We start from the raw sequence: 12661 nt of genomic DNA, 5'->3' as shown, positions 1-12661 counted from the left end.
CAGTTCTACTTCTTCGGCGACAAAGCCGCCGTCGGCACGTTGCTCGGCGTCCACTTCGACGAGGTCATTCACCCTAATGCTGGCGAATGCGTTGGCACGCGCCGGGGAAGCATCGTCAAAATCTTCAAACTTCGTCTGGGCGTTGGTCACGATGTTGAACGTTGCGGTCATGCCCTCGGGCCGAAAGGTAAAGCTTTGGTTCGCGCCGTCAATGGCGGTGACCGTGCCCACGACGTCTTCCAGTTCAGCTTCGGCCTGCTGGGGGGCCTGCACGGGGACCTGGGTGACGTTGACAGCGGGATTGACGGCGACGGCAAGGGGGTTTTCCGTCACGTTCACGGAGGCCGCCAAGTCAAAGTCAATGATCACGGCGCTGCGCACGTTTAGCTGCACGGTGATGTTAACCGTCTTGTTCAGGGGGCCGGCGGCAAGGGTGGGCACGCAGGCCGCGCCGGTCTCGCACTTCACGACCGTTGGGGTCGAAGTCAGAACGGTAGCCTCGGGATTGGCGAAGGTGAGCCGCAAAGTCGTGTAGGTACCTTCGCGAACGTTATTCAAGCTCAAGGGCATGGTGGCGAGTTGGAGGTTCTTCAATTCAAGCTCAACGGGGGCGGCCAGGATCGATTGCTCGGTGGTCCCGCTGACCAGGGCGGCACCGGTAAGCTGGATTTCGAAAGCAAGCAGCTTTTCGGCACCGGCGTCTCGTACGAAGAGGGTCATCGGGGCTGACCCGGGTGGGGGTGGCGGGGTTGTGCCTCCCCCTCCGCCGCAACCGGAAACCATCAGCAAGGCTACGGAAAGAAAAAGAGTGGAAATGGCTCGCTCCCATCGGCGCATAGTTTCATTCCTCCTGTCTAAATCGAGCGACTCCGAGAAGCAAAAATACAGCCAAATCGAGGCCCAGTAGGCCTGACCATGTACGGTATCCAATTGCCGTGTTAACAATCGGTTGCAAACCTGCTGTCGCTCTCTTTTCGTTTTCCTCTGCGCAATTTCTTGCATCCCTGGGCAAATGTTACCACACATGGGACAGTTTTTCCGAAAGCGGCTGGTTTTTATGAGACTACGGCAAACCCTCCTGGAGCATCGCAGCGCACCAGAGGGCAATCGAGGCTCGAACCGGGCAGGCTGACTCTTTCCTCACGGCGAAAACCGGGGCGGTGGCGCGGCCGGGCAAAGCCAGGAGTCGAACTACGATGAAGCTGGCATCATTGCCTCGAAACAAAGCCACCACGGAGGGCACGGAGAACGCATAGAAAGCAATCACCGGCTTCCTTTCGCCGTCTTGTTCAGTGTGAGCTGGTGACCCAATTCCGGAACCATGGGGACAAATTGACAGGCTCAAGAGCGCTGGATAGTATCCTCGAAAGTTCCATGCCCGGCCAAGAGAAACGCGGTGGCTTTCGAGCCACTGCTATCACCAACCGTGGGCACAACTCACTTCACGAATTCCGGTTGCCACCGACGTTGGCGCAACGCGCGGCAAACCTCCCACAAAATCACGCCGGTCATGATCAACAGCAGCAGCGCCGCCAGGGCATTGATGGCGGTGGCACCGGCGGCTACCAATCCTTGGTCTAGCGCAACGCGGCTGAAATTGGTCAATTGAATCACCAGGGCCCAGACAGTGATGGTTAACACGAACAACATCGGGGCCAGGATGAACCAGTAGGGACGTCCGGTGCGCACGAACCACAGAGTGACTCCGAGCAGGGTGAGCGCGGCGAGGAGTTGATTGGAAGTACCAAAGAGGGTCCAAAACTTTAGGTAAGCACCCTTCTCAGCCGTGGCGATAAAGAGGTAAGCGGGAAGGAGGGTGACCGCCGTGGCAGCAATCATGCCGCTCCTGCCTTTCCAGGCGAACAGCTCTTGTAGGATGTAGCGCCCCAGGCGCGTGGCCACGTCCAGGGTATCAAACACGAAGGTTGAAAAGGCCATGGCTCCAAAGGTAGTCGCAAACAGGCGGTGTGGCTCACCAATCAGAACCGTTAGAAAAGAACCGATCCCATTGCCGTAAATGGTTCCAGGCGAGATGCCGGCGGTTTTTTCCGGCGCCACAATCATGATCGTGGCAAGAGCAATCAGGGCGACAAAACCCTCCAGTAGCATCGCACCATAACCCACCACTCGGCAGTCCGGTTCCCTAGCAATCTGTTTAGAGGTGGTTCCGGAGCAAACGAGCCCATGGAAGCCTGAACAGGCGCCGCAGGCGATGGTGACAAACAGAAAAGGGAACAGCGGAACAGACGAGCCGTCGGTGGCCAAGGCGCTCCAAGTTTTGAACGGCGGCTGGGCGACGTTATAGCCACCGATAAACACTCCGATCACCCCAATTGCCAGTGCCGTAAAGAGCACAAAGCCCCCGAGGTACCCACGGGGTTGCAGCAGCGACCACACCGGCACCAGCGCGGCAACGAAGCAGTAGGTCAAGATCAACAAGCCCCACACCTTCACCGGATTGGCCGCCGCAAACACGAACAGGGTGGAAAGTTTCGTGCTCAGCCAGACCAAGGCAAACGTTGCCGGGACAAAGGTCACGGTCAATGTCCACAGCGGGGGATTCCAGCGTTTCCGAATCAAACCCATCACCACGGCCAGCAACAAATAGAGTGTGCTTGCCAGCGCGACCGCCCCGCCGGCGTTGAAAGTCATATTTTCCAGCGGCAGCTCTTGCGCCGGCCCCACGAATGTGCTCGCCGTGATATCCGTGAAAGAAACCAGGACGTAAATCAGCGCAATCCAAATGAATGCCATCATAGAAAACCACGCGCGTCGGCTGACATTCTCACGCATGATCTCGGCAATCGAGCGCGCCCCGTGGCGGACTGAGGCTATTAGGCTGGAGAAGTCGTGTACCGCACCAATGAAGACGACACCCAACCCGATCCACAATATGGAGGGCAGCCAGCCAAATTGCTGGCAGGCGAGAATGGGTCCGGCAATTGGTCCAGCGGCGGCAATCGCGGAAAAATGCTGCCCGAGCAGGTAGAAACGAGGCGTAGGCACGAAATCCATGCCGTCGTTGACCGTGGTTGCAGGCGTGGGCGTGTTGGCGTTCAAGCCTACGGTCCGGGCCAGAAACCGACCGTACAGGCTATAGCCCGCGGCCAGCACGGCTAAAACAATTAACGCCAGCGGGGCAATACTCATTCGCGCCTCCCACTGATTACTCTTATTTTTGCCCGATTCACTTCTTAGGGAAAAGCATTACTTTATCAATACATCCGGAATTTCCGATTTCAACTTCATCTTTGTACAAAACCATCGGCCAGCCGTCTTCGTCACCGCAGGAGTTCTACGCCAAGTTTTTGGTGAAGAAATATGCCGTGGTCCGGCGTTGCTGTTGAATCGCTGGGTAGCGCCGCCTTCCAGGCGGCCCTGAACCAAGCCGGCGAGGACGCCGGCGCTACGTCTGGCATCCGTCGTAGAGAATGCCGCTCCCGCCGGGCGTGACCGCTGCTAGATCGGTGGGCGTTTTTCGCGGCGGGCGCGCAGGGCGGCGCCAATCTCCTCTCGGCTCAGGACTCCCTTTTTTTCCAGGACGTCGGTCAACGCTTCGACCAGCGCCAGCGTGCCATCAATCATTTCTTCGTAGGAACTCCCCTTGGCGGCGAACCCCAGCCGTTCGCTGGCCAGGCTTTCCACTACCGCTGCCAGCTTCTGCCAATCCTGCGCCGGCATCCTGGCGAACTCGATGCCCATGCCGAGGCCGGGAGCGCAAAAGCGAACCTTGCCGAGACATTCAAAAGATTTTTCTCCCGCCTTGACGCGCAGGCGGAGCTGGGTGCCGAGGGGTGGCGGATGCAAGGTATCAAGGTAGCAACCATCCAGGCTCAGGTCGCTCAGGCGCGCCTGCAATTTGGTTTTGGATTCAACGGCCAAGATTTCGACATCGGCCACAAAAGGAAAACGCGGGAAGCGGCGTCGCTCTGCGTCCATCACACCCCCCCATTGAGCAGAAGTTTTCGCAAGGCTTCAAGTTGCTCCCGCTTCAGTTGATCAAAAGCGATCCCCACTTCAAATTCCTCCTTGAATGGGTCGCGCAGGAGCAGTGGGCGGCAATAGCGCACCGTGCCTGTCGCCTTCAGCGGGCCGGCAGGGAGTTCTACGATGAGCGCGATGGCTTTGCGCTCTTCGATCGGGGAAGGAACGGCGATGGCGATCCCTCCCTCGCTGACTGAGGTGACACGTCCCTCGGAAGCAAGATGAACCTCGCCGTGCAACCCGGCGGTGCGAACGCGGGGAGAGCTGCGCTTCTTGAACCGTGGGCTGCCTTCGGGCGCGGCCGCAGGAGAAACCTCGGTGGCGAGAGTGGCGGGCGCTTCCGCGTGCCGGGCCAGGAATTGGATGATGGCAGTGACGTCTTCGGCGGCGAGCTGTTCAAAGCGCACGCCGGCACGGTAATGAATCTGCGACTCGCCGTCCTTGAGCGATTGGATGCGATGGACGTGGCTGCGCACCACCTCGATCGCCAGGTCCAATTGACGATCTTCCAGCGCCACCACCAGGCGGCAGGACTGTCCGGGAGAAAGCCGCGCCGCCGTTTCCAGCAGCGCGCCGCTGCGGCTCAAATCCACGATGGCCACCGGCTGCTTGGGCCGGATATGACCGGAAAAGGGTTGGGATGGTCTGACCCGGTGGTGCTTACGCCGCTCGGCCCACTTGTCCATAACTCTTCCGCCCGCCGCCCCTATGTTAGGCCTCTATGTTAGGCCATGATGGCTCCGTGGGAAAGGCTTATGGCGATCGCGCCACGACGGAACGGGACGCCCGCAGGGGTCGCCGGGCTTCCAGCCCGGCACGGGTATCAGAATGAAACCCGATACTCCTTACCCCTGTCTGTACCGGAGTACCATTGTTGGAGCGGGGGGCTTCTCCGTAAAATTAGTTTGTTGTGGTGTGAAGCAGTGGAAAAGACAAGCCAGGCAGAAAATCCCGACGCGTCGCGATTGCCGCCGGAATCCATCTTCCGGTCAGAACGGAAATGGTTGATTTTTGCGGCTGCCTACTGCGGCCTCTTCTTGCTGGTTTCCGTCTTCGCCCGCGGCCACACGCGGTTCCTGGCATGGTTCGGCAACCTGGCTCAGATTGTCCCGGTCGTGCTGGCGCTGGAAATGAGCGGGCTGGCGGCGATTCGTCACCGTCATGCCGGCCGCGTCTTTTGGACGCTCTGGGCGGTCGCCTGCTATTGCTATCTGTTGACCTGCTTGTTTTGGGCGGGTAGCGAGCTGCTTCTTCACCAGCCTGACGTCGGCTATTTTCCCGAGACCGACATACCGGCTTTTCTCCACGCCATTTTTTTGCTCGGGGCGCTCTTCTGGCGGCCGGAAAGAAAAGAAAGCAGCGCGAATTCTCCGCAAAGACTTTTTGACTTTCTGCTCGTTTTCGGAGCGGCTCTCTACCTTTACTTCTACGCGGTGGGCGTCCACTACATCGCCCGCGGCAATGAGGCTGCCTACCTTCGCCACTATGACTTGCTGCAGGCAGGCAAGAACGTGCTGGTGGTCGTCTTCCTGGTGTTCCGGGCATTCCAAACATGGCGTACCCCATGGAAACCAATCTTTGCGCTGCTCGCGATGGGCGGGGTCACCTATGCCATCGGCAACGTGATCGTCAACGCGGCGATCACGGGAGATGTCTACGCCACGGGAAGCCTTTACGACCTCGGGCTCATGGCGCCTTTCTTTTGCTATGCCATTGCTGCCCGCCACTCACGCCGCAGTATTCAACAACTTAGATTGCCGCTGCCCAGGCCTTTTTCGATGGAATCGGGCGTTGTGAGCACCGTGGTTGCTTTTCTGCTGGTCGCAGCCATCCCCACCTTCGACTGGCTTTGGAGATACTCCTCTCCGGGACCGGCAGCCGCCGAAAAGTTTCGGATGGACCTGACGCATGCCATTTTTGTGGTCGTGGTGGTGCTGATTGGCGGCCGCCAGATTGTGGTGCAACGGGTGGGCGCAAAGCTTTTCCGGCAGATCGAGCGGGTCTATCGCAAGCTGCGAAGTTCCCAGGCGCGCCTGCGCGACGTGGTCGAATATAGCGACGATTGGATTTACTCGCGGGACATGCAAGGTCATTTCACCATGACCAACCCGGCCATTACCTCGCTGCTCGGCTTCCAGCCCGATGAAATCATCGGCCGCTCTGTAGAAGAGTTTCTCTGGCCGGAGTCTTGCCACGAATTTTCGAGCTTCCGAAAGGCACTGCTCTCGGCCAGACGGCTTCGCGGGCTGATCTCATTTCGCAACAAGCAGGGCGATCAGGTCGTCCTCGAATGTCAAGAATCGGTCATTCAGGTAGGTGGGGTGGCAGTGGGCGTGCGGGGCGTAGCTCGAGACGTCACCGAGGTCACCCGCCTGCGAAAGCAGCTCGAGGATTCGGAGAAGCACTATCGCGAACTGGTCGAGAATGCTTCCGACATCATCTTCAGTTGCAGCGCTGACGGCACGTTAGTTTCGATGAACCGGGCCGGTTGCCGCTTCCTGGGCCGGCCGGCAGGGGAGATTGTCGGCCGCCAGTGGTCGCAACTCATCCGGCCCGGCGCGGCGGCCGGACTAACCCTCGCCTTCAAGCAGCTTGGCAACATAAAGATATCCAATTTGATTGTGGAACTGAACAATGCTGCCGGGCAGCCAAGGATCTTCGAGTTAGTCCTCTCGATTGAGGAAGAGGGAACTGTTCCCGGCCTGATCCGTGGAGTCGGTCGCGACGTGACGGAGAGCCTCCAACAAAAGAAGGAGCTCGAAACACAGGCCCTCACCGACACCCTCACCGGGTGTTATAACCGGCGCTTTTTTGCGGAGCGGTTGGAACAAGAGCTGGCCAGTTGTCAGCGGTCGGGGACGCCTTGCTGCCTGCTGATGGTGGACATGGACGATTTGAAGAGGATCAACGATACGCGCGGGCACCCGGTTGGCGACGAAGCCATCCGGGCGGTAGCCGCCGTTTTGACGAGAACCACGCGGCGGAGTGACACCATTGCCCGGCTGGGCGGAGACGAGTTCGCTATCTTGCTGGGCGGTTGTCCCCCGTCCACGGCGGTGATCCTGGCCGAGCGCATCCTGAAGGCCATTGCCCGGCAAAGGATCTCTTCGAACGATTCGCTGTCCGTGAGCATCGGGATCGCCACCTATCCTGATGACGGGCAAACAACTCAGGAGCTTCAGGGGGCGGCTGACCAGGCTCTCTATGCGGCTAAGGGTAAAGGCGGCAATTGCTTTGTCGTGAACCAGCAAAGCTTGCGCCTGGCTTAATGCCCCGGCCCGGCGCGGGGCCTCTTGTGCCCAAAGAGTGGATAGGTTCGGGGCGCAGTTTTGCTAGAATGGGTTGAGGAAGTGTGGGATGCCAGGAAGGGAAGAAGCAAAGCTGGAGGCGCTCGAAAGGCGCGAGGGACAACTCTGGATTCTGGCCATCATCATGATTACAGTGCTGGCGGCCGGGCTGCTGCTGACGGCGTGGCCCATGCTGCGCTCGGGCCAGGCCGACCGCACCCAGAAGGCCTTCCTCGGCCTTGTCGTTCTCACGCTTCTTTTCAACGCCTACCTCATCGAGCGCCAGGGAAAGATCAAGAAACTGCGCCGTCGCCTGATTGAGTCGGAAGCCAGAAACCTAGCCGTCATCCTTCAAGCAAGCAAAACGGTGCTGGCATCGCTGCCCGGCGAGGAGCAGTTCAACGACCGGCTGGCTATGGACCTCAGACGAGCCACCGCCGCGGGGCAGCCTATCTCTGTCGTCGCTTTCAAAATCGAAATGCCGGCGAACGCTCCCGAAGAGTTGAAGTCGGAAGCCTGGGGTCAAGCGGCTGAGTTGCTCATCCGAGATTTGAAGGAGGGAGAAGCGCTCTATCGTCGCGCGGAGGGAGTCTTTTGCACGCTGCATCTGGGCTGCCCGCGCGATGCCGCCGAGCACGCGGCTGCCAGCCTGGGCGAAACGATCGCCACCGACGAGCGCCTCATGAAACTCTCCGCCCGCATCCGCATCCGCGTCACCACTTATCCTGACGACACCCAGAGCCTCCACGAGATGGAACAGCTCGCTGTCCGGGGCCTCGTCGTCTAGTGCCGTTCCGCCTTAGTTCTCCCAAGCGAGCGAGAAGTGACCTTGCCCCACGGGGTTAGTTTCCTCCCTTAGTAGCTGCCAAACCGAGTTGCATTCATCATCGCGCCGGGCTCGGGAACTGCCCATAAGCGTCAACCATTCCAGCAGGCAGACCCACCTGGGGGGTTGAACTCAGGGAGGAAGCGAGGGAAGCCTTCAGAGGACTTCGGCCAGGGCATAGCGTCTTTTCCATCGGCTGGCCAGAAATTGTCGGAGCGTTTCCACTTCCGCGACCGCCACCGGGTCGGCCACCCAGTCGAAGGCCTCCCGCCGGGCAAGTTCGAGCCAGTCGTGATCGCGGATGGGGTTAGCGATGCGAAAACTGACGAGGCCGGACTGGCGCGTGCCGAAGAACTCGCCGGGGCCGCGCAGCTTCAAATCCACTTCGGCAATTGCAAAGCCGTCGGTGGTGCGCACCATGGTTTCAAGCCTCTCCCGAGCCTCGTCGGTGATCCGGTCAGGCGAGACCAGGATGCAAACGGAGCGCTGGCTGCCGCGGCCGATCCTCCCCCGCAATTGATGGAGCTGGGCGAGGCCGAAATTCTCAGCGTGCTCGATGACCATGACGCTGGCGTTGGGCACGTCCACTCCCACCTCGATCACGCTCGTGGAAACAAGAATCTGAATCTCCCCTTGGCGAAAACGCTCCATCACCGTTTCTTTTTCCTCGCTGGCCATTTGCCCATGCAGCAGGGCAACGCGCAGGTCAGGGAAGGTCTGGCGAGAGAGAATTTCAAACTGTTTGACGGCCGCTTTCAGCTCTCGTTTCGATTCTTCGATGACGGGATAGACGATATAGGCTTGCCGGCCGGCAGCCACTTCGCCGCGGACAACCTCCCAGACAGCGTGGGTTCGATCCTCGCCGAGCCATTTCGTTTCGATGGGCATTCGCCCGGGCGGCATTTCGTCAATGACCGAGATGTCGAGGTCGCCGAAGAGCGTCAAGGCCAGCGTGCGCGGTATCGGCGTGGCGGTCATCACCAGCACGTCGGGCGCCGCTTTCGGCAAGCCGCCTTTTTCCATGAGCTTTTTCCGCTGAAGAACGCCGAAGCGATGTTGCTCGTCGATGATTACCAAACCGAGCCGGGCAAAGCGGACATCCTCCTCGATCAGGGCGTGCGTCCCGATGACGAGATGAGCCCCACCGCCCGCCACCGCTGTCTTCGCCTCCTTTTTCTGGTTGGCCGGCATGCCGCTGATCAGCAGCTCCACTCGATAGCCGGAGGAACGAACGAGGTTGCGCGTGTACAGGAAATGTTGCACGGCCAGAATTTCGGTGGGGGCCATGAGCGCGACCTGGTAGCCGTTCTCGAACGCGATGACGGCTGCCTCCAGCGCCACGATGGTCTTGCCCGAACCAACATCGCCTTGCAGGAGCCGGTTCATGGGATGGGGCCGCTCCATGTCCGCCACCATCTCGCCGAGCACCCGTTTTTGGGCGGCCGTGGGTTTGAAGGGCAGGATTCGCTTCACCGCTTCGCGGATCGAATCTTCTCGCACGCGAAAAGCGATGCCCGGCGAGGCCTGTACCTTGCGTCGCCTGAGCGCCAGACCGACCTGGTATTGAAAAAACTCCTCGAAGATCAGCCGCCGGTGAGCCATGGTGGCGAAGGCGTTCAGTTGCTTGAGGTCGGCGTCCGAGGGAGGGAAATGGGCAGCCTGCAAGGCGGCGCGGCGTCCCGGAAAGCGATGGCGATGCCGCAGCTCTTCCGGCAGCAGGTCCTCGACCTCGCCGATGCGTTCGAGCGCGCCGAAGATGATGCGCCGCAGGATGCGCGAACTGATCCTGCCGATGGCCTCGTAGATGGGGACGATGCGGCCGGTCTCGGTCGAATCACGCGCCGCGAGCGGCGAAGCACCGCCGCGACCTTGCGAAAGAATTTCAAACTGCGGCTGAATCATCAGCCGTTGGCTGGGGCGGTAGCGATCCATCTCCAATTTGCCGTGCAGCACCACTGGCTGGCCGGGCCTGAAGGTTTGCTGGAGATAACCGCCGTGAAACCATTTGCAGTGGAGGGTGCCCGTCCGGTCGCGCACCGCCAGGTGATAGGCCTGCACGCCGCTGCGCGGAAACCGCACCAGCCCGCCTGTCATCACTTCGGCCAGCACGGTCGCCACCGTCCCCGGCGCCACCGCGGCAATGTCCTGAAAATGGATGCGATCTTCGTAGCGGAAAGGGAGGCAGGAGAGCAGATCTTCAACGGTGTGGATTCCTTTGTCTTTGAAAAGCTCGGCCCGCGCCGGCCCAACGCCCGGGAGATAAGTAATTTCGGTGCCGGGCTCAAGCGCCATGGGCCGAACTATAGCACACCCCAAAGAAAGGCTGATGCGGCGCGCTCGCAATGCCGCTTGGCTGGTGGCTCCGCCATGGATTTACTTGTGCGCCGATGTGGTCTATATTTTGCGTTGATTTCGCAGGCCCCGACGAGTCGGGGGCAAGCATGGCGAGGTGGATTCGGGCTCTGGTTGCGATCCTTTCCGGTAACGCGGTTTACTTTTATTTGCTTGCTCCCCGGTTGCCCGATCGGATGCGACACCGGCCTTTCGCGTTCGACGCCGGCTTGCTCGTGGATTTCGGAATCTGTGCGGCAATCTATCTGGGGCTTGGCCGACTCGCCTCCCGCAGGGCGGGACGGGCTCGCCCGGGAAAAACAAACGCCTCCATAGGAGCCGAGGGACGCTCAAGAGATTGGCCGTGATGAATACTGGGGAGCTTCGCTTCACGCTGGACAAGGAAAGCTCGCTCGACTTCCGGGAACAAATCCGGGAGCAACTCATCCACCTCATCCACTTCAGCCTCATTGCCGCCGGCGCCCGGTTGCCGACGGTGCGGCAGCTTGCCGCGCAATGCCGGGTCAATCTGAAAACGGCTTTCAAGATCTACCGCAGCCTTGCCCAGGAGGGTCTGGTCGAAATCCGGCCGCAATCGGGCGTGTTTGTGCGTTCGCGGCCACCGGCGGTCGAACGCAGGTATCGCCAGTCGGTGACGCATTTCCTGGAGCGGGTGGCGGAGGATGCGCGCAAATACCGCCTGAGCGAAGAGCGGCTGGTGCACCTGCTGGCGATGCGGGCGGGGCTTCGAAATCACGGCTTGTTCCGGTGCGCGGTACTGGAGTGCAACCCGGAACAGACCCGTCTTTTTGCGCGAGAAATCCGGCGGGAAGTGGGCGTGATCGCGCAGCCGGTGGAGCTGAACGCAGGCGAGGCGCGGCTGCGGGCGGCGGTCAGCGCCGCTCACTTTCTGGTCACGACTGATTTTCACTGGGCTGAGGTGTTGCGTTTGGCCGGGCGATTGGGAAAGGAGGTTTTTCGCGTTGCCCTGAACCCGGAATTTCACCGCAAGGTGATTGCTGAGGCGCGGCGGGGACCACTCGGCATGATCCTCACGGACACTTCGTTTGAGCCGCGATTCCGAAAAGCGCTGGAACATTTGGTGTCGCCCCGGGTGGTCGAGCGCATCCGCCTGGTCCGATACCGGGATCGGAAGCAGGTGCGGAGACTGCTCGAAGAAGTCCGGAGCGTCTATGTCTCGCCGCTTTGCGCTGAGCGCGTCGGCAAGCTGCCGGGTCGGGTGAGACGGGTGGAGGTCGAGCAGATGCTCTCGTCCGATTCTCTCCATGAGTTAAGGAACAACCTTCTCTTCTACCCGCTTTCGCCGAAGAGCTATCGCTCCGCCCGAGGCGGAACTGGCCGGTATCTTTGATCGGCAACCTTGACGGGCGTATCATGGCGGCGGTCGTCTTGCCTTCCGGTTCTTTTGGTGCCGGTTCGTCCGCGTTCCCCGTGGAGGTTGCCAGACCGGTTTCAGGTTGAAATTTCCGGTGATGAAGGAGAACCTCCGCAAAAGGAGACTGCCGATGAAACTCCTCCGCATGGTGACCGCAGCAGGAGTCTTCTATGGTTTCGTCGCTTGGTCGGGTTGCGCCCCGAGGCCGAAGCCGGTTACTCCGGCCTCGCAATTCGCCGAGGCGAAGGAGATGCTCCGACAGCGCACCCATGATCGCGCGCTTGATTCCCTCGCCAAGTTAAGCAAACAGGAGAACGAGCTGGCTGAACGGGCGCGCATGCTTTCCATCGCGGTGCTGGGCGGCATGGGAGAGTCCTATCGCGAAATGGGCGACGCTTACATGAAAGGCTCTACGGTGGTCAGGACCGAAGCAGAAAAAATGCGGTTCCGGAAGATGGCGATGGATTATTTCGGGATGGCGCGCGTTCGTTCGCTCGGCTACGTCGAGCAATTCTTGCCCCTCCTCAAGAAATCGGACACAAAGCCTTTCACCGTGGAGGCAAGGTTCCCCGAAGTGGGCGCGGTGGAAAATGCGACGGTGAATAAATTGCGACAGGGTATCTGGGTCGGCGATGAGGAACGGTACCAGGCTGAGCTTGACACCTTGGACCTTTGGGTGGCGAAGATTCTCTGTGCTTCTGCTTCGGTCACCGACCTCAACCAGGGTAGAGCCCTATATCAAAAGGGCACGGTTGACCTGGATCCGCGCGGTTACTTTGTGGCGATGGCCAGGACCATGATGGATGCGAGCGCGCTCTTTATGCCCAAAGCGCTCGA

Annotated in this window: 9 protein-coding genes; 4 read left to right on the top strand and 5 right to left on the bottom strand. The window is 60.2% G+C overall.

The annotated features are described in order from the left end of the window. From VIH17_12720 to VIH17_12705, 4 genes are all read right to left on the bottom strand, one after another. The coding region (locus VIH17_12720) for a DUF5666 domain-containing protein (protein HEY4684093.1) at positions 1-837 on the bottom strand (837 nt) is incomplete at its 3' end. Between the two features lie 600 nt (positions 838-1437). After that, entirely contained in the window at positions 1438-3150 is a 1713-nt protein-coding gene (locus VIH17_12715) for a carbon starvation CstA family protein (protein ID HEY4684092.1), read from the bottom strand. 309 nt (positions 3151-3459) lie between these two features. Continuing rightward, a complete protein-coding gene (locus VIH17_12710) occupies positions 3460-3939 on the bottom strand; it encodes a PilZ domain-containing protein (GenBank protein ID HEY4684091.1) in 480 nt (159 codons plus the stop codon). After that, positions 3939-4670 carry a PilZ domain-containing protein gene (locus tag VIH17_12705; protein HEY4684090.1) on the bottom strand — a complete coding sequence of 244 codons (732 nt, stop codon included), beginning with the start codon at positions 4668-4670 and terminating at the stop codon, positions 3939-3941. Before VIH17_12705 ends, VIH17_12710 begins: the two co-directional genes overlap by 1 nt. Before the next feature lie 237 nt (positions 4671-4907). Between VIH17_12705 and VIH17_12700 the strand changes: the two genes are divergently transcribed. After that, positions 4908-7253, top strand: a complete 2346-nt coding sequence (locus VIH17_12700; protein ID HEY4684089.1) for a sensor domain-containing diguanylate cyclase — start codon at positions 4908-4910, stop codon at positions 7251-7253. Positions 7254-7341: 88 nt separating this feature from the next. Then, positions 7342-8058, top strand: a complete 717-nt coding sequence (locus tag VIH17_12695) for a hypothetical protein (GenBank protein ID HEY4684088.1) — start codon at positions 7342-7344, stop codon at positions 8056-8058. A gap of 195 nt (positions 8059-8253) precedes the next feature. Here VIH17_12695 and recG read toward each other — a convergent pair whose 3' ends face one another. Beyond that, on the bottom strand, positions 8254-10389 hold the full coding sequence (recG, locus tag VIH17_12690; protein HEY4684087.1) for an ATP-dependent DNA helicase RecG: 2136 nt from the start codon (positions 10387-10389) through the stop codon (positions 8254-8256). A gap of 406 nt (positions 10390-10795) precedes the next feature. Here recG and VIH17_12685 point away from each other — a divergent pair, with 406 nt between their 5' ends. Together VIH17_12685 and VIH17_12680 are read left to right on the top strand one after the other, a co-directional pair. Further along, positions 10796-11800, top strand: coding sequence for a GntR family transcriptional regulator (locus VIH17_12685; protein ID HEY4684086.1), 1005 nt, complete (start codon positions 10796-10798; stop codon positions 11798-11800). 154 nt (positions 11801-11954) lie between these two features. After that, positions 11955-12661, top strand: a 707-nt coding sequence (locus VIH17_12680; protein HEY4684085.1) for a hypothetical protein, incomplete at its 3' end; no start/stop codon positions are given.

It is taken from the genome of Candidatus Acidiferrales bacterium (genome assembly GCA_036514995.1).
Taxonomy (GTDB): domain Bacteria; phylum Acidobacteriota; class Terriglobia; order Acidiferrales; family DATBWB01; genus DATBWB01.
This window is presented reverse-complemented; position numbering and strand designations above follow the sequence as displayed.

What these genes read in the sequence shown, in the direction of transcription:
- VIH17_12715 (HEY4684092.1), bottom strand. Translation starts at nt 3,150, where the DNA reads ATGAGTATTGCCCCGCTGGCGTTAATTGTTTTAGCCGTGCTGGCCGCG.
- VIH17_12710 (HEY4684091.1), bottom strand. Translation starts at nt 3,939, where the DNA reads ATGGACGCAGAGCGACGCCGCTTCCCGCGTTTTCCTTTTGTGGCCGAT.
- VIH17_12705 (HEY4684090.1), bottom strand. Translation starts at nt 4,670, where the DNA reads ATGGACAAGTGGGCCGAGCGGCGTAAGCACCACCGGGTCAGACCATCC.
- VIH17_12695 (HEY4684088.1), top strand. Translation starts at nt 7,342, where the DNA reads ATGCCAGGAAGGGAAGAAGCAAAGCTGGAGGCGCTCGAAAGGCGCGAG.
- recG (HEY4684087.1), bottom strand. Translation starts at nt 10,389, where the DNA reads ATGGCGCTTGAGCCCGGCACCGAAATTACTTATCTCCCGGGCGTTGGG.
- VIH17_12685 (HEY4684086.1), top strand. Translation starts at nt 10,796, where the DNA reads ATGAATACTGGGGAGCTTCGCTTCACGCTGGACAAGGAAAGCTCGCTC.